The organism is Aeromonas sp. QDB30 (assembly GCF_027707645.1).
GTDB classification, from domain to species: Bacteria; Pseudomonadota; Gammaproteobacteria; order Enterobacterales; family Aeromonadaceae; genus Aeromonas; species Aeromonas caviae.
On sequence record NZ_JAPCIY010000050.1, the window covers coordinates 1 to 17831 of the forward strand.

Below are 17831 nucleotides of genomic sequence, written 5' to 3' on the forward strand. Positions count from 1 at the left end.
AGGGCGTGCATCGAGAAGACAGATTATCCCATCCCGGCAGAACTGATGCCGTCAACCCCGTCCTGGTGAATAGATACCTAGTGGTGATGTCATCAAGTAGCGCAAGTTGAGCATCACTGAGGGCATCGAGTCTACCCCAACCAAGGAGGGGCATAATGTTATTGTCAGTCCATACCCTTTTCTACCTTGTGACGTCAGTTGGTCAGTCAGCACCAAAGAGGTCTCTGGTGTAAACCTTGTCAGCTACATCGGCCAACTCGCCAGCCATCCGGTTGCAGAGGATCACATCACTGATGGTTTTAAATTCGCTCAAGTCGCGAATTATTCGGGAGTTAAAGAAGGTGTCTGTCTCGATGGTCGGTTCGAATACCACCACCTCGATCCCCTTGGCCTTGATCCGCTTCATGATCCCCTGGATCGCGGACGAGCGGAAGTTGTCCGAGCCCGCCTTCATGACCAGGCGGTGGATGCCGACCACCTTGGGATTGCGGCGCAGCACGCTGTCGGCAATAAAGTCCTTGCGGGTGGTATTGGCATCGACGATGGCGCGGATCAGGTTGTTGGGCACTTGGCTGTAGTTGGCCAGCAATTGTTTGGTGTCCTTGGGCAGGCAATAACCGCCGTAGCCAAAGGAGGGGTTGTTGTAGTGGCTGCCGATGCGCGGATCCAAGCCAATCCCCTCGATGATCTGGCGGCTGTCAAGGCCATGAGCCTGAGCATAGGTGTCCAGCTCGTTAAAGTAAGCCACCCGCATGGCCAGATAGGTGTTGGCAAAGAGCTTGATGGCCTCGGCCTCGGTGCTGCCGGTCAGCAGCACGGGCACATCCTGTTTGATGGCACCCTGTTGCAGGAGCTCGGCAAACTGTTGAGCCCGCTCGCTGCGCTCGCCCACCACGATGCGCGAGGGGTGCAGGTTGTCATAGAGTGCACGGCCTTCGCGCAGGAATTCGGGGGAGAAGATCAGATTCTCGGTACCCAGTTCACGGCGCATCCGCTCGGTAAAGCCCACCGGAATGGTGGATTTGATCACCATCACCGCCCGTGGGTTGATGGCCATCACATCGCGGATCACCGCCTCGACCGTGCCGGTATTGAAGTAGTTGGTCTCGGGATCGTAGTCGGTGGGGGTGGCGATGATCACAAAGTCGGCCGCTTCATAGGCTTCAAATTTGTCCAGCGTCGCCTTGAGATTGAGCGGCTTGTCCGCCAGATAGGCTTCCAGCTCTTTATCCGCGATGGGAGAGCGGCGTCCATTGATCATTTCAACCTTCTCTGGCACCACGTCCAGGGCGATCACCTGATGGTGTTGCGCCAATAGTACCGCATTGGAAAGACCGACATAGCCGGTTCCTACAATGGTGATTTTCATTATATCATTCTCAGGTAGACGAACTTTAAATTAGCATTTTTTTGTCAATGTCATATCGAATTGAAAAAATATTTTTATATTTTAACTTCTATTTTTTTTACAATAGTTAGGTTAGAGCTGAAGTTATAAAATACAGCTATGATGTTGATGAGGCCCATCTCCCCATTATTAATGGGAAACATTGCTTTGAAACCGTATTTTTTACTCTCTTGACCACCAATAGCTTTTAAAACATCAGGGCGTTCACACCTAATAAAGGAATCTGGTAATATTTCGTCACTACCATTCAATATCATAATAGATAGTATTTCATTCCCTTCGATGTCTGACCAACCTGTAAGGCTGATATTATGAGTGCCAAGTTCAATGCGATCTATATACAAATGCCCTTTCTCTTGAATCTGTGGTGGGGGGGTATCGGTTGCTATGCTATATAGGTGTAGGTCTTCAACTTCATTTCTATCGTGATAGAAGAACTGTTCCTCTGCTCGTATTTTCTGTGGATCTTCACTTGAAATTGTAGCACGTCCTCTAAGTTTCTTTTTCGTCCATTCTTGATGGCTTTTAGTGAAGTAATGATTCAAAATAAGATGGGAGGAACAGAATTCTTTGGCAATACCATCATGCCCAATATCGCAAGGAAGGCCATTAGAGTAACATGGTTCACCTGATGTCTCTATAAAATGGCAACTTCTTACGACGCCGTTACAATTACTTCTGATAATACTTTTAACCACTCGATTGGCAGGGAATGAAAATTCAGCTCTTTTTGTAAATGTTTCCAGGACAGGTTTGTTTATTTTTTCTTTTATTCCGCTTGAGCCAAAAATAAGCCAGTTAACTACAACTGTTGTGTAGCTAGAGGGTATTGAGTCAAGAATTTCAATGATGCTTTTATTGTTTCTAGAGTGAAGGAACTCATCGGAATCAATGAATGCAATCCACTCATCATCAGTATTTCTATTGATGCAATGCTGATACGCTTGTAACTGCCCAGGCTGTATGGGCCAATCGCAAATATCTACTAGATCGTTGTGTTTCCATGATGTTATTTTTTCATAGGTATCATCATCACAATTGTTCAAGTATATATAAAACTTCCCTACACCAACTAAATAATGAAAATCAAGCCACTCTTGTACATAGAGCCCTTCATTTTTAAAGATTGCGCAAATTGCCAGTTTGTTTCTCATTTCATCCTACTTTTGCAAACGTATACTCTACACCCGACATGACTTTAATTTCTTCATTCTGAGTACTCTTGCAAAGAAATTTGCTTGAGCATGCAGATATGGAAATTATTCTTTCAATCGCATGAGCAATTGTGCCATCGACCTGACCCGCCTCAATATCAAAGTCATCGTCGGTTAATCCCAAACTGAGCAGGGGTTTTAAGGCATCGACCCGTGCAAAGAACATGGTGCCGGCCACAAAGTTCAGCTCGCGAATATCGTCGAGTTTGTAGCCCATGCGGTAACACAGTTTTTCAACGTTTCCAGCATTGGAGCCCCAGTAGAAATTCATCGGCACGATATGGCCTTCTGGCCCAATAATACCGACCTTGGACTGTTCCTTGAAGATAGCCATGGCGTTGTCGATGGCGTCGGGGGTGATCAGCTTGGCATACAGATCATCGCGCCATATATCGCCATCTTCACGGTGCTTGGAGCGCTTGGTGTGCACCTTGACCAGATAGTCATACCCCTCTGACACCACGGTATTCATGATTTTCAGGAAGGGCAGCACATCCCGGCCACGGTTTTCCAGCGCCAACAGATGGTAATCGATACCGGATGCTTGCAACAAAGCCTGTGCGGCTTGTTCCTGCTGATATGGCGTTGTGACAAAAAGCTTGATCTGACAAGAGCTCACTCCCTGCAACTCGGCGATGATCTCTTCGAGAATGTCTAGGTAAAAGGCGTGGATGACCACCGCCAACTTGCTTTGATGTGGGTTGATGGCCTTGCTGCAAAGTTGGGCACGGATTAGCGCGGTACGGGTAGCTTCCAGATAACCAAAGCCATAAGCTTGATCGGGTTCAAGGTGAGCGCCTTCGGCCCATTCGTTCCAGGCATTGATAAAGACGAAGCGCTCCTCGGGATTGTGGATGCGTTGTGTCGTCTCAAGGGCCGCATTGAACAGCCATCTTTGATACAGGCAAGGTGAGCTGCCGTACAAAATGGTGCCGTTGTTTTTGCGTCTGGCCGTATTGTCCCAGCTAGGTGTGACACCGCGGAAGAACTGATAGCCAGGGTCGGTGTAGTGCTCGCTGCGTTTGACCAGTTCACTCCAGTCATAAATATTACCGGTGAACTCATCAGACAAATTCGGGATTTGATGAGTGATGTTGGGAATATTGGAGTTATTGGGTGGGAATTCGATGGCCGCATCAATGCCATATACCTCAGGCGATTCTTTTTCGAAAGATTGCGTGTATGCCATGTAGATTTCACCGATGCCATTTTCACGGCACCAGCTACGCCAGCGCTCAACGGTCGCCTTGGCATCAGGAAGCAGACTAGGCCGATAGATAGTGAGCAGTGGCTTGCCATCTACGCGGATATAACGTGGGTCTCGCATATATTTAGAGACATACTTGATAAACTCAATATCATCAGCGGGGCTGTGATCTTGTGCGATCAAGATCTCGCTTTCCAGCCCATCCCAGCGGCGGCACCAGTTTTCATTCGCCCAGCACAGGCTGAATGGCAGATCCAGATCGCTATGTTCCAAGTAATTTAGCAGCGGCTGTTCCAACAAGCGATGACCGGCAAACCAGTAAAAATAGAAGCAGAAGCCGTCGATGCCATACTGTTTGGCTAGCGCGATTTGTCGGCGCTGTGTCTCGACATCCAGCAGGTTGTAGTAACCCAGTTCATCTGGCACATGTGGCTGGTAGTGCCCTTCATACTGCGGCTTGGCTGGCTTGACATTGGACCACTCGGTGAAACCCTCTCCCCACCATTCATTGTTTTCAGGAATGGCATGGAATTGCGGCAGGTAGAAACAGATGGTTCTGACAGGTGACTGGAAATCAAAATCAAGCTGGCTCTTCTTGATATAGACAGGCGCAGGGATGCCATCTTTAAAGAGAGATGAACTGGCCTGTTTGCACACGCGTCCTTCATTGATCCCTTGGGTAATATAATGGATTAGCGGATTAACGCCTGCTTCTTTGACATCTGAGTTGAATTTCAGGTAGAACTTAGTTGAAAACTCGGTGCTCGGATCACGAAGCATTCTCCAGCCATACTTCAAATAATGCTCGGCAGGATCCATACCCAGATGTACTACATCAGGGTATGTTTCTTTATACCACTCACCATCAAACAGGTCAGAGCCATTAAGGATATCTTTAAAGAACTGCATTTTTATTCCCGTTTTATTTTATGCTTATGTAAATATCAAGACTGTGAGCGACACAGTCGACCTTCATGCTGCCCATGAATAATAAAATGGAGCAATGGATTGACATCGCCAGTGGCTACATCAGGATACATATTCAGATACCAATTGGTATCAAATCTTGGGCTCGGGTTATAGCCAACTTTTGCACCAATATTCAGATAGTGTTCAATTGCGGATTCGGCCTTAGTCGCATCAGGATATTGCTGGCGGTACCACTGCTCGTCGAAATACCCAGACTCTGCAATCTTGTTGATCTGATTCATGCTGTATGAAGGCTGCTCTTTGAAGGGTTTTGCCAATGCCCTGACGGGGGCGGTCAGGCGCCAAGAGACGGTGCCCTTGAGCTTGTTGATACGAGCCTTGAGTTGCTCAATCTGCTGCTCACTCTTTATGAGTTCTCTCGATTGTTGTTCTACCAGATTTGTCATGGTCGCCAGTTCAGCAAAGCGCTCGGCAATATTGGCTTCCAGCCCCTTGTTCTGTTTGGTTAACTCACTCGCTTGCCCTTCGAGCACTGCCTGCTGGTGGGCAGCTTGCTGCTGGTTGGCGGTTAGTTGCTGTTGCAGCTCTGCTTGGCTTTGGGCCAGCTTGACTCGCTCTGCTTGCCAGGTTTGTTCACGAGCCAGAAGGGTATCGTGTATCTGCTGCTTTTCTGCTGTTAGCGAGGCCAGCGACTGGTCACGCTCTTCCAGCCAGTGAGTCAGGCTCGCTATCTCAGTGAATCGCTCATTTAGCCCGTGCTCCAAGGCGTCAATCTTCTGCTGCTTCTCGGCGTCCAGCGAAGCCAGCTCGGCATGAGCTTGCTGATACTGCGCTTGCACGCTCTGCATTTGCTGCTGCGCGGCCGAGAGCGTGGTGGCAAGCTGCTGATGCGCCGCATCCTGGTCATGGATGGTCTGGGTGTACTCGGCAATCAGCTGAGTCTGCTCTTCGAGCAGGCGGGTCAGGGTAGCGGTTTCGTCAAAACGCTCGTTCAGGGCCCGATGGAGTTCGCCGATCTGTTGCTGTTGCTCATTGAGCTCGGTCTTAAGGCGCAGCTCTTGTTGCTGCCAGGCATGCTGGGCGGCATCGTGCTGCTCACGCTGGTTGGCCAGGTTGCTCCGCCCCAGTTCGATTTTCTTGTTCAAATGGATCTGCTCCTGACGCAGGGTATCGCGTTCATGGCCGAGTGCGTCATGCTGGCTTTCCAGCAAGCCATAGGACCGTTGCAGCTGGATATTGGTCTCATTCTGGTCTTGCAGTTCCTGGAGCAGTGCCTTGGCCCGCTCTTGCAACAGTCTGACAGTGTCATCTTGCTCGGCCAGCGAACGTGCTTGCGCATGTTGAGTTCGAAGGGATTGCTCCAGTTGATGCTGCAAGTCTGCGAGTTGGCGTGATCCTTCCGTGAGCGCCAGGTTGCTATTACCCAGCGCCTGGGTCAGTTGTGCGGTGCGCTGCGTTTCTTCATTGAGTTGCAGTGTTTGATCATTGAACTGCTGCTGCAACTGGTGCCGAGCCTGTTCATGGGCGATGGCGTGTTCCTGTTGCTGCTCCAGCTGACGCTGCAGTGCTTGTTGAGCCTCATTAGCCTGCGCCTGCTGGCCGAGCAGCGATTGTTTTTCCTGGGCAAGCTGAGTGAGCTCTTCAGCGGTTTGCGCGAGTTGCTGGGTGGTTTGCGACAGCGCACTCTCCAGATTCTGCTTGGCGGCTAGCACCTCTTCGCGTTGCTGTTCGCTGGCGGCAAGGCGAGCGTGAGTATCCGCGGCTTGCTGTTGCAGCATCTCGAGTTCGGATGTCAATGCCGCGGTGCGTTGCTGCTGTGCCGCCAGCTGAGCCTCTTGTACCTTGCTCTCTTCCAGTTGGCGCTCGAATGCTGTCAATTGATGGTGTTGGGCGGTGATGCGCTCGGCAAGGCGACCTCTTTCGAGCGCCTGCTGCTCATGCAGTTGCTGTTGCTCCATCTGCAGGTTGTCTCGCTGAGCGGCCAGTTGTTGCTTGAGCTGGCTGTTTTCCCAGCTATCACCGCAGGCCTTGCCCAGGCGAGAGAAGATATCTTGTACCTGCTTGGTGGCACGGGCATTGGTGAAAAGGTCATAGAGGTTCTTCATCTCTGGCACCTGCTCACTGCCCACTCCAATCACGCCAAGGCCATGACCATGGGCAAATTCAAAGTGGGGGTACTGCTGCTTGAGCTCATCCAGCAACTGGAATACGCCAAAGCCGCGCTCCCTCACATTGGTGTCGTGCATGATGACAACGGCCCGGTCAGAGAGCTTGGGCAGCCAGCTTTCAAAGTCATGGCGCACGGCGTCTAGGGTGTGAAGGCCATCGATATGGAGCAGATCTATGCTCCCTTGAGGGAAATGTGCCAGCGCCTGGTCGAAGGTGCTGCGGATCAGGGTGGAGAAACTGGAGTAGTGCTGCTGGTTGTATTCAGAGACCTGCCCATAGACTTCCTCGCCATATACCCCTGCATGTTCATCGCCCCCCCAGGTGTCAACGGCAAAGCAGAGGGTTTCCAGGTCGAGCTTTGTCACAGCCTGGCAAAACGAGAAATAAGAGCTGCCGTAATGGGTTCCCAATTCCACAATTTTGCGAGGGCGCAGGCTTTCTACCAGCCAGAAGGCAAAGGGGATGTGCTCCAGCCAGGCCGATTGAGCGATATAGGTTGGACGCCAAAAAAGGGAGCGCTTGAAAATCACGTCCAGCTCGGTATTGGGCTGCACTACGGGCTTTTGCTTGCGGTTTGCCACTGAACGGCTGTTGTTTTGACGGTCCATGGGGGTGTGTCTCTTGGGTATTTGAACAATGAATCAATCGAGGTGGCCACTGTTGTGACCACGCTCTTGAGGGGTTAGCCAAGGTCGAAGACCCGGGTTGGAATACGATATGGGTTAGCTATCCGGGGCGTTTATTGTCAGTCCTGATGCTCACGCAAGGTGGCCAAGCCCATCACGATCAGGCCATAGAAGAGGATAAGCAGCACGCTCACCGTAGCCAGGTTATAGAGACGGCGAGGGTATTCAGCATCCTGGGCCAGGCTCGGTTGACTGATGACCAGCAAGTGTTTGAGCTTGCGGTATGCCTCTATTCTGGCCTGCTCCAGGCTGATGAGGCCCGTCTTGTAGAGATCCGCCGCCAGGGTGGCCTGGGTCTGCACATCCATATAACCGGCGGTAATCTCGTTCATGGCCTCTTTATCCTGGCCGGTGAGTTTGGCCCGCTCCTGTTCCAGTTGCCTGGTCAAGGCGTCGACCCGGCTTTGTACCGAAATGACCGCGGGGGCTGTCTCTTTCATGTAACTGCGCAGTTGCTTTAGTTGCGCCTGCTGGTTCACCAGCTCGCCCTCAATCTGGCTGACGACCCCGAGACGCGCGCTGCTGGTGGATTCGGGGCTGATGAGTTGGTGGCTGTTTTGAAATGCCAAGACCTTGGCCTTTTCGCCCTGAAGTCGTTGATAAGCGCGATCAACCTCTTGTTCAACAAAAGCCAGCTGCTCCAGCGCCACCTGATGCCCCAGCTTGTTGATAAAGCGCTCGGACTCCTTGAGCATCAGCCCTACCACTTGCTGGCCATATTCGGGATCAAACGCCTGTAATTCGATGGTGAGTACACCCGACAGCTCATCAAGGCGCAGCGTCAGGTGCTGGCGGTAGTATTCGATGAAGTCTTCCCGGCTGACATCCTGTGGCAGGCGGGAGAAATAGTCGGCCTTGTCACTCTGGTAATGGGCTTTGAGGCCGAGCTCTTTATCCAGCTTGGCCAGCAGATCCCAGGATTTCAGGTACTCCTGGATCAGCAGCACATCCTGATGATTGCTGCCACCCAGCCCCAGCATAGAGAGGGCATCGGGCAGCATCTTGATCTGATCCGCCTGCTTGATCATCAGCTCAGCCCGGCTCACATAGCGATCCGAGGCGATGACGCCGAGATAGAGGGCGGCAATGGCAAAACAGGCGACGACCCAGAGAAAGCTGCCGAGTTTGAGGCTCTGCTGCCAGGAGCGGTGGGCAATCTGAAAACCGCTGGAATCGATAAAAAAGCGTTTGGGCTCATTGCCGAGCTTGCGCAGTTTGCGCACGAGGCGTGAGGGTCTTTCCGATCTGATAGGTTGAGTCATATTGGGTGCAGCTTGTTAAAGATCCTGATAAATGCGGATGGCGTCGTCGATATCGTCGAACACTTCCAATGCAGCGTTGCGCAGCAGTATTCCCATGTCGCACTGTTGGCGCAGGTTTTTCATGTCGTGGGATACCATGATAAGGCTCGCGGTCTCGCGTTTTTGATTGAACGTATCGATACATTTCTGTTTGAAGCGGGCATCCCCCACCGAGGTGATCTCATCGGTCAGATAAATGTCAAAGTCAAAGGCCATGCTGACGGCGAAGGAAAACTTGGACTTCATGCCGCTGGAGTAGGTTTTGATCGGCAACTCGAAGTGCTGGCCGATTTCGGAAAACTCCTTGACCCACTCCTCCACGGCACGGCTATCGCGCACCCCGTGGATGCGACAGACGAAACGGGTGTTCTCCCGCCCTGTCATGCTCCCTTGAAATCCGCCGCCAAGGGCCAGCGGCCAGGAGACACGGCAAAGACGGGTCACCTTGCCCTGATTGGGCGTATCCATGCCCCCCAACAGGCGAAGCAGGGTGGATTTGCCCGCCCCGTTGACCCCCAGAATACCGATGTTGCGATCCCGCGGCAGCTCTATGCTCACATCGCGCAGCACATAGTTGCGGCCAAACTTGGTGGGGTAATACTTGGAAACATTGTCGAGAATGATCATGTTATTCCGCACTCATTGGCGATCAACTGGCGATCAGCCGGCGATGATTCAGGCGATAGCAGCTCATGGCAAAGGTCAGCAGCAGCAAGGTGATGCTGGCGAAATAAGCCCAACTGACACTGGGGCTGCTGTATCCCGCGATCCAGCCGCTGCGTATCAATTCGAGGGCATGTACCAGTGGGTTCCACAAAAACCAGTGCTGGTACTGCACCGGAATGGCCGCCAGTGGATACATCACGCAAGAGATAAACATCAGCGGCATCATCAATAGGTCGAGGAACTTGTTCGCTTCCTGGAATAGCTTGCCGATGACGCAAAAGACGATACCGAGAGAGAACGAGAACACCATGAGCAGCAGATAGCCGAGGATGACTTGCAAGGGGTCTGCCGGGATGGCATCAAAACCGAACCAGAGCAGTCCCAGCACCAGGATAATGCCCACCATCATGCCCACCATCACCTCTAGCATAAAGCGGGCAACAAAGGTGGCGAAGGGGGTGACCTGGCGGTAGCAGAACAGCCCCATATTGGCGTTGACCGCAGATTTAAGCTGACTCACCACCTTGTTGAAAAACATGAAAGGCAGGTACCCGGCCGTGATAAAAACCTGTACAGGCACGCCCCCGAAACCACTCTGGCTGCGCATCCCGAAAATCAGACTAAATGCGCTGATCATCAATAGAGGGTCGAGCAGGGCCCAGGCATAGCCAAGCCGGTAACTGCCGAATCGGGTCTTCAGCTCACGGATAAGCAAACCAAACGTCACATCGCGCAGCACCTGCAAGGGTGTTCGAGGTGTTTGATTGAGAATGGGTTTATGCATTGGGTCTTTTACCCTATGGCAGGCTCGCCGATTGGCGAGCCTGCATTGTTCGGTGTGGGCGGTTTAGTTGATGGCTACGTTCGCCGCCACGGCGATCTGATAGATGATCTGGGTAATGTCTTTGACAGACTGCATGGTTTTGCTGTCAACCTTGGGCAACACCATGAGCTGATCCCCTGGCTGAACACTCCCCTGACCCTTGAACTCTACCAGCCCGTTGGCATGCACCACGGCGATGCGCTGATCATTGGCTCGCTCGGTAAACCCGCCGGCCCAGGCGACATAATCATCGAGGTTGGCATTGGCGTTGTAGACCACGGCCTGTGGCATCAGCACCTCACCCCCCACCTGGATAAGGTCAGTCTTGTTCGGGATCACAATCTGGTCACCTTGTTCCAGCTGAATGTTGGCGATGATGCCCTTGTCGGCGACCACGACCTTGCCCAGAGGCTGAATCTTGCGAGCCTTGTCCACAAACTGCATGACCAGTTCGGCCTCTTTGGCACGGATGGTCGCCTCACCATCCGAACTGGCCGGCGCGGTGAATACGCTGCGCTCCAGCCGGTTGAGCGATTCCTCCAGCATCTCTTTTTGCCGGATGGCCACGCTCTTACGCATCAGATAGATGGATTGGTAATCGGCCAGATCCGGGTTGATCGGAATGTGGTTGAGCAGATCGTGCAGCTTGGTCTCTTTGCGGACGGTGAAGTAAGAGGGCCCCATATAACTGCCGGTGACCTGCACATCGTAAACTTGCGCATGCATGTCATCGTTAAACAGCACCTTGTCGCCGTCCTTGAGTTGGACCTGGGCAAAATCTTTGTAAGGCAGATAAATAGAGAAGGGACCGTTTGCACGATCGCCAATTACCCCGACATGACTCACCTTGGCGAGGGGCAGGGCATAATTGATGAGCTCAGAGCCCTGCGTATTGCGCTGCTTTAATTCGAAGCGGAATGGGTTGCGAACCTTGCCAGCCACGTTGATCATCGGCCCTTGGGGTTCCACCAGGATCACATCCTGATCCTTCAGGGAAAGCTTGGGCATTTTGCCTTTTTGCATGAACTCATACAGGTCGATCTGCTGGAGGACCTGGTTTTGGCGCAAGACCTTGATTTGACGGTAGCTACCACGCTCTGAATCAATGCCACCCGCCCGCTTGAGGAAATAGAGCACGCTGTCAGACGATTGCCCGGCATATTGGCCTGGGCGGATCACCGGCCCCGTCACGAATACACTCACTGGGGTTGTCGTCAGTAAATTGACGTAAATGTTGACATTGTTGGTGAATACATCGCCAATCTTGCTGGTTACCAGATTATTGACTTGGCTGGCTGGAACATTCTTGACATTGATTGGGCCTACATCAGGGATGAAGATATTGCCCTGATTGTCGACCGTTACCACATTGGAGAAATTGACGGCGCCCCAGATCCAGATATTCAGCTTGTCACCTGGTGCTATCAGGTAATTGTCATTCAAGCCATCACTGCGTTCGGTTTCATATCCACCTGCAAACAGGTTGGCACCGTAGGGGGGAGGAAGTCCGGCCTCGGCCTGTGGCAGTAACTTCCGAACATCTGCCTCACCTGGCAGCAACATGCCCTGCCGATTTTGTTGCGCAAAACTGCCGGTTGTTGAACTCGTGTTGGCCTGACCACTCAACGATGACTGGCCACCAAGTTGGGGCCGACTGTTATCGCCTGAATTACCCGACAGGGTATAGCCAAATGATGCCCCATTTGCCTGGGCCTGGTCTGGTGCGCTAGCCGCCATGGTGGTGCAGGAGGCACCGATGAGAAACAGAAGGGTACTCAGCTGACGAACGTTCATTTTCAAAACAGATACCTTCGAGTTTTATTGTTCAGCAAGAAGGCTGCTGACAGAAGCCTGATCCAATTGAGGTATCAGGTACCAAAGTTCTTCACTCTTGCATGCGACACTTCTTTGCGAGTGGCCTTGCATGTTGTTGAACAACAGGTCAACGCACTCACGCCCCATGGCCGACACATAGCGTTGACCCAGGGTGAAGGTAACGCCGTTTGTGCTGAGTGCAGCCCCTTGAGGTTGAGTATTGAGCGCCTGTTGCAGATTTGCAGGCATGGCTTGCAGTACTGTGGTCGATGATGGATTGACGAGGGGGCGGGAGGCTTCGACCTGCTTTGGCTCATATGCGCAGCCAGCAATACACACAGCTAGCGATATCGCCAGAAACCGGGTTACGTAGTTCATGTGAAATATTATCCAGGTGCCAAAACTTGAAATGTAAATTATACGTTAACTTAATGTTGCGAGCGGTGTTCGTTTTGCGTTAATACTCGCCTCATGTTGTTCCTTGGTATTGCTGTACCGAAACTGTACACGGGAATACATTATCTCAAAAGGCAAAAAAAGAGAAAAGCTACCGCACGGAAGTGACATTGTTCCGGCCTAGGGGGTTAAATTGGGGCTTGAAATAAAATAAAAAACATAAGGCCGACAGTCATCAACAGCCCTGTTTGAATAGCTTTCCAGTCGTGCTGGAGCCGAGCTCACATATATTGCGTCATTTTGGGATGCTCGTCATGCTTAATTTTATTCGGAGCGCATAATACCTTTGGGTTGCGAATGAGTCAATACACATTAGGGAAGGTGCTAACAAGTCACTTGGCACAAAAACACACCATTCTAAATTATTGATATTAAATGGCTAAACTTTTTAGTTTTGGCACATAGGGTACTTATTCGCACCTTCCCTAGGTTGACAGGCTTGGTACGGTATGGCGGTGGTTATTACTCCCTATGCCGCTTATGTGAAGCAATTTATCAGCGCCCCAGATACTCCCGATCGAAGAAGGTGTTGACCCAGTGGGGGCGATAGACGGCGAGCAGTGTCATGGCCATGCCGTTGAGCAGGGCCTCGGGGAAGAGCAGCAGCGGCCAGATGGAGAGGTAGTCGGCGCTGATGGTGTGCCAGGAGTAGGTGCCGCTCAGACCCATCAGCAGGGCGCTGGCGATCACCTTGGCCGAGATGCTCAGCGCCCCCCCGAGAAATGCCGCCACGAACAGATAGACGAAGAGGTGGCGAGGCAGCCAGGCCCAGCTCCCCAGAAACAGCAGCCAGCTGGTGGCCACCGGCAGAGCGACGCCGATGAGGGCCTGCCAGCCGATGTCGGTCAGGGGGATGACCCCGAAGTAAGCGAGGATCAGCAGGGTGAGGCAGGGGGCAAGCAGGGCGAGGCGCCAGCCCAGCAACAGGGTCAGGCTGGTGAGGCCGAGAAAGTGGATCTCGAGCCCCTCGTGCAACCCGGCCCGCAAGGTCCACAGCGGTACCAGCACGATGGCGCCGCCGAGGCAAAGATGCTGATAGAGCGGGTGGGCGCCAAGGGTGCGCAGCAGGGAGGCGTTCAGACTGAAGGCGAGCAGCACCAGCCAGAGCAGGAGGGCGGCGACTTGTCCTTCACTCATGAGCGGTTCCCCCGGATGCGGCTGTCGGTGATGGCGCCGTGGCGAATGCCGGCGCAATGAAAAGAGGCCGCCCTCTGCCGGGCGGCCTCCTGTCTCAATACTTCACGTTGGGGTGATACTTGCCAAGGATGCCCTGGACCCTGTCCATGGTCTCCTTGCTGGGGGGCTTGATGCCGACCAGATCGTAGGTATCTCCCAGCACGTCCCACTTGTGCTTGCCAAGTTCGTGGTAGGGCAGCAGCTCCACCTTCTCGACGCACTCCCCCAGCTCGGCGATGAACTGGCCGAGTCCTTCTGCGCTTTCGTCATCGTCGGACCAGGTGGGTACCACCACGTAGCGGATCCACATGGTCTGACCGCGGGAGGCCAGGTAGCGGGCGAACTCCAGGGTGTATTTGTTGCTGACGTGGGTGAGGGGAATGTGCTTCTCGTCGTTGATCTGCTTGATGTCGAGCAGCACCAGATCGGTGTTGTCCAGCACCCGGTCCAGCAGCTCGTCGTAGTGACGCACGAAACCGTTGGTGTCGAGGCAGGTGTGGATCCCCTGGGCCTTGCAGGCGGTGAACAGTTCGGCGATGAACTCCTGCTGCAGCATGGCCTCGCCGCCGGAGGCGGTCACGCCACCGCCGGAGGCATTCATGAAGTGGCGATAGCTGGTGAGATCCTTCATCAGCTCGGGCACGGTGACCTCGCGGCCGCCCTGGGTGTCCCAGGTGTCCCGGTTGTGACAATACTTGCAGCGCATCAGGCAGCCCTGCATGAACACGATAAAGCGGATGCCGGGGCCGTCGACGGTCCCGCAGGTCTCGACGGAGTGGATCCGGCCAATGATGTCGGTAGTGCCGGTGTCGCTGGCTTCAACGGTCGGGATCCGCTGCGTGCCGGGGGTGGCAGGTCCCTTGGATTCAACGGCGGGGATCCGGTTAATGACTGACATAGACGACTCCAATGGTGCGGACAAGGTTCGAGCGGTCGTTATTTTATGACAGAAAGCCCTATAAATCCTACCAGTTTAGCCCGCAGGGGTGGCACCCAGCAGGCTCTCCAGTGCCTTGACGGGGAGCGGCCGACTGGTGAGGAAGCCTTGATAATGCTGGCATCCCAAGGCCTTGAGCACGGCGAGCTGCTCCTCTTCCTCCACTCCTTCCGCGGTGACGGTGAAACGAAACACCCGGGCGAGATCCAGGATGGCCTTGACGATGGCCTTGTCCTGTTCGCTGTGGACCAGGGTCTGGATGAAGCTTCTGTCGAGCTTCACCTCGTCGGCGGGCAGATCCCGCAGATAGGCCAGGGACGAGTAGCCCGTGCCGAAGTCGTCGATGGAGATGAGCAGGCCGAGGGCCTTGAGCTGGCGGATCCTGGCGATACTCTCCAGCCGGTTTTCCAGCACCACGGACTCGGTGATCTCCAGCAGCAGGCGCGACGGGGGCACCCCGGTGTCCCGCAGAATGTACTCCACCTGCTGCACGAAACCGGCGGTGTGGAACTGGCGGGCGCTGACGTTGACCGACAGATGGGGGATGGCGAGACCGTTGTTGAGCCAGAAGCTGTACTGGGCACAGGCGGTCTTCATCACCCAGTAGCCTATCTCCTGGATCAGGGTGGTCTCCTCGGCGATGGGGATGAACTCCCCGGGGGGCACCATGGTGCCGTCGGCCTTCTGCCAGCGCAGCAGCGCCTCTATGCCCGAGAGCGTGCCGTTGTCGACCCGGTATTGGGGCTGGTAGTGCAGCACCAGCTCGTTGTTGCGCAGGGCATCGCGCAGCTGGTTGTTGAGAGAAAGCTTGCTCTTCTCTTTTTCCGCCATGGCTTCACTGAAGAAGATATGGTTGCCCTGGCCCGCGCGCTTGGCCATGTGAACGGCGGTATCGGCCTGCTGCATCAGGACAAGGTGATCCTTGTCGTCATCGCTGAACAGGCTGATCCCCACGGAGGCGCTGCAGTGCAGCTTGTGATCGCCGATGTCGAAGGGGGCACGGAAGATCCCCATCAGCTCCCGGGCAAAGTGCTCCGCCAGGATCTTGGCGGTGATATAGCCCTGGCCCAGCGCCGTGAAGAGCAGGGCAAATTCGTCACCCGAGGTGCGGGCGAGCACCAGGTTCTCCTGGGGCAGGGACTTGAGTCGCACCACCACGGCCTGGAGCAGCAGATCGCCGCAGGCGTGACCGAGGGAGTCGTTGATGGATTTGAAGTTGTCCAGATCCAGCAGCAGCAGGGCCCCCCACTGACCACTCGGGGTCTGCAGGGTGCGCTGCATGATGTCGGTCAGGCTGCGCCTGTTGTAGAGATCGCACAGGTCGTCGTAGTAGGCGAGGCGCTCGATGTGGCGGGCGGTCTCTTTCTCCTGGGTGATGTCGTGGAAGCTGCAGACGAAGTGGCTGATCTCCTCCTCCTCGTCCTTGACCCCGCTCACCATGAGCCGCACCGGGAAGAGGTGTCCCTCCCTGTGCAGGCATTGTTCCTCCCCGAGCCAGTATCCCTGCCGGTTGACCGCCGCGATCACCTCCTCCTTGAGGGTGTCGCCATAGTAGGTGGGCCTCAGGGCATCGATGTGCAGGCCCAGCATCTCCTCGCTCGCAAAGCCGGTGATGCGGCTGAAGGAGTCATTGACCTTGAGGATGATGCCGCCGTGGTCCATCACCAGCAGACCGTCGTGGGTGTTGAAGGCCACCTCGGCCAGGCGCAGGGCATCGTCGTTGGCGAGGCGCTGCAGTTCGATGGCCGCCCGTTCACGCTGTTCGTAGAGGACGTCCAGCAGGGACGCGGGATCGGCCAGAGGGGTGGCGAGCAGCAGGGTGAGCTGTCCCAGGGGGAGACCGTTTGGCCCCGGGAAGGGGATGCCGACATAGGCCTTGGCGTCGAGAGCCAGCAGCTGGCTGGACTGGGGATAGCGCAGGGCCAGATCTTCCACGTAGAGGCTCTGCCCGTGCTGGAAGATCTCCCGGCCCGGGCCGATGTCCATGGGCATGGGTTTGACGACGGCGAAGGTCTCCCCCTCCACCACGCAGCGGGGAATGAGCCAGAGATCCTGGCCGCGAGGCTGAAACTCGCCGATCCAGCCCATGTGGGCACCGCTCAGGCCCATGGCCCAGCGCAGCAGGGCGCGGCAGTAATCGTTGCCGGTCAGGTTGGCAAGCCCCGGGGGAGGCGCGAGGTCCGGGGTGTCGGTCGCCACGGGGTCCGGCTGCCAGTGGCCGAGCAAACGGGCGCAATGACGCACCAGTTGCAGGGTGTCATCGCTGATGAGGGTGCTCTCGGCATACTCCAGGCTGAGCACGCCGATGAGCTTCTCCTGCTCCAGCAAGGCGCCGTCCAGGCGGGAGCAGACATTGGCATCGGCCAGATAGTAGTGCTGGCTCAACATGGGCTGGTGGGCCGCCTCCGAGAAGCTCAGGGCGCCCCGGGCGCGCAGGGCCCGGATGTAGCGGCTGTCTCCGCGAATGGCACCGAGCGCGTCCACCCCCAGGGTGAACACCGGGGTCAGCTGCTCGCCGCCAAGGGTGCCATGGGCCTGGTAGTGCCAGAGGATCAGGCGATCGGCCCCAAGGCACTCCTTGAGGCTCTCCAGCATGGCGTCATACTGCTGCTGGCTGGCCATCTGGCTCAGGCGCGGCAGTTGCAGGGACAGGCTGGCGGCGCTCTCCTGGGACTGGGTCTGCAGGCAGATGAGCCAGAAGGCGTCCTGCTCGTGGGAGAGGGAAATGTGCCAGAGGAGGGCGTCAAAGCGCAGCACCAGCTTGCCCCCCTTGCCGCTGGCCAGCCGCTGCTCGATGGGTTGGCGCAGGGCGTCCGGCAATTGGGCCGGCCAGGCACTGCGGGGCTCGTCGAGCCAGTGGAGCGGCGTCTGCATCACATCGGTCAGGGCGACCAGCCGTTGACTACGGGTATCCAGGCGGAAGAACAGGGGCGCCTGGCTGGCGGTCGGAAGATGGCTGAGCGCGGTAGACGACATGAACTGACACTATCCTGTTGAGCAATTGTCGGAGGGCAAGAATACTGCAAATCCGTGGCAAACAAAA

General features: G+C 54.9%; 12 protein-coding genes. All 12 read right to left on the reverse strand.

What is annotated here, in order from left to right; all coding sequences use genetic code 11:
• Positions 1 to 202 precede the first annotated feature (202 nt).
• Positions 203 to 1369, reverse strand: coding sequence for a nucleotide sugar dehydrogenase (locus PG896_RS14545; RefSeq protein WP_270835843.1), 1167 nt, complete (start codon positions 1367 to 1369; stop codon positions 203 to 205).
• A gap of 74 nt (positions 1370 to 1443) precedes the next feature.
• Entirely contained in the window at positions 1444 to 2562 is a 1119-nt protein-coding gene (locus tag PG896_RS14550) for a glycosyltransferase family 2 protein (RefSeq protein WP_270835844.1), read from the reverse strand.
• A 1-nt stretch (position 2563) separates the two neighbouring features.
• Complete coding sequence (locus tag PG896_RS14555) at positions 2564 to 4738, reverse strand: glycoside hydrolase family 99-like domain-containing protein (protein ID WP_270835845.1); 2175 nt, start codon at positions 4736 to 4738, stop codon at positions 2564 to 2566.
• Positions 4739 to 4773: 35 nt separating this feature from the next.
• Complete coding sequence (locus PG896_RS14560; RefSeq protein WP_270835846.1) at positions 4774 to 7536, reverse strand: class I SAM-dependent methyltransferase; 2763 nt, start codon at positions 7534 to 7536, stop codon at positions 4774 to 4776.
• A 137-nt stretch (positions 7537 to 7673) separates the two neighbouring features.
• Positions 7674 to 8876, reverse strand: coding sequence for a sugar transporter (locus PG896_RS14565; protein ID WP_106887245.1), 1203 nt, complete (start codon positions 8874 to 8876; stop codon positions 7674 to 7676).
• Positions 8877 to 8891: 15 nt separating this feature from the next.
• On the reverse strand, positions 8892 to 9542 hold the full coding sequence (locus PG896_RS14570) for an ABC transporter ATP-binding protein (protein ID WP_270664713.1): 651 nt from the start codon (positions 9540 to 9542) through the stop codon (positions 8892 to 8894).
• Positions 9543 to 9564: 22 nt separating this feature from the next.
• Positions 9565 to 10365: an ABC transporter permease gene (locus PG896_RS14575; RefSeq protein ID WP_270835847.1), complete on the reverse strand. Its 801-nt coding sequence runs from the start codon at positions 10363 to 10365 to the stop codon at positions 9565 to 9567.
• Positions 10366 to 10428: 63 nt separating this feature from the next.
• Positions 10429 to 12198: a polysaccharide biosynthesis/export family protein gene (locus tag PG896_RS14580; RefSeq protein ID WP_270835852.1), complete on the reverse strand. Its 1770-nt coding sequence runs from the start codon at positions 12196 to 12198 to the stop codon at positions 10429 to 10431.
• Between the two features lie 24 nt (positions 12199 to 12222).
• A complete protein-coding gene (locus PG896_RS14585) occupies positions 12223 to 12597 on the reverse strand; it encodes a hypothetical protein (RefSeq protein WP_270664717.1) in 375 nt (124 codons plus the stop codon).
• Between the two features lie 573 nt (positions 12598 to 13170).
• Positions 13171 to 13812, reverse strand: coding sequence for an energy-coupling factor ABC transporter permease (locus tag PG896_RS14590; protein ID WP_270835848.1), 642 nt, complete (start codon positions 13810 to 13812; stop codon positions 13171 to 13173).
• Positions 13813 to 13906: 94 nt separating this feature from the next.
• Positions 13907 to 14749, reverse strand: a complete 843-nt coding sequence (gene pflA / locus PG896_RS14595) for a pyruvate formate lyase 1-activating protein (protein ID WP_010674272.1) — start codon at positions 14747 to 14749, stop codon at positions 13907 to 13909.
• A 75-nt stretch (positions 14750 to 14824) separates the two neighbouring features.
• A complete protein-coding gene (locus PG896_RS14600) occupies positions 14825 to 17764 on the reverse strand; it encodes a sensor domain-containing phosphodiesterase (protein WP_270835849.1) in 2940 nt (979 codons plus the stop codon).
• Positions 17765 to 17831 lie beyond the last annotated feature (67 nt).

Bases quoted from the DNA above. Each gene is read 5' to 3' on its own strand.
- PG896_RS14545 (WP_270835843.1), bottom strand. From the start codon at position 1,369: ATGAAAATCACCATTGTAGGAACCGGCTATGTCGGTCTTTCCAATGCG.
- PG896_RS14550 (WP_270835844.1), bottom strand. From the start codon at position 2,562: ATGAGAAACAAACTGGCAATTTGCGCAATCTTTAAAAATGAAGGGCTC.
- PG896_RS14555 (WP_270835845.1), bottom strand. From the start codon at position 4,738: ATGCAGTTCTTTAAAGATATCCTTAATGGCTCTGACCTGTTTGATGGT.
- PG896_RS14560 (WP_270835846.1), bottom strand. From the start codon at position 7,536: ATGGACCGTCAAAACAACAGCCGTTCAGTGGCAAACCGCAAGCAAAAG.
- PG896_RS14565 (WP_106887245.1), bottom strand. From the start codon at position 8,876: ATGACTCAACCTATCAGATCGGAAAGACCCTCACGCCTCGTGCGCAAA.
- PG896_RS14570 (WP_270664713.1), bottom strand. From the start codon at position 9,542: ATGATCATTCTCGACAATGTTTCCAAGTATTACCCCACCAAGTTTGGC.
- PG896_RS14575 (WP_270835847.1), bottom strand. From the start codon at position 10,365: ATGCATAAACCCATTCTCAATCAAACACCTCGAACACCCTTGCAGGTG.
- PG896_RS14580 (WP_270835852.1), bottom strand. From the start codon at position 12,198: ATGAACGTTCGTCAGCTGAGTACCCTTCTGTTTCTCATCGGTGCCTCC.
- PG896_RS14585 (WP_270664717.1), bottom strand. From the start codon at position 12,597: ATGAACTACGTAACCCGGTTTCTGGCGATATCGCTAGCTGTGTGTATT.
- PG896_RS14590 (WP_270835848.1), bottom strand. From the start codon at position 13,812: ATGAGTGAAGGACAAGTCGCCGCCCTCCTGCTCTGGCTGGTGCTGCTC.
- pflA (WP_010674272.1), bottom strand. From the start codon at position 14,749: ATGTCAGTCATTAACCGGATCCCCGCCGTTGAATCCAAGGGACCTGCC.
- PG896_RS14600 (WP_270835849.1), bottom strand. From the start codon at position 17,764: ATGTCGTCTACCGCGCTCAGCCATCTTCCGACCGCCAGCCAGGCGCCC.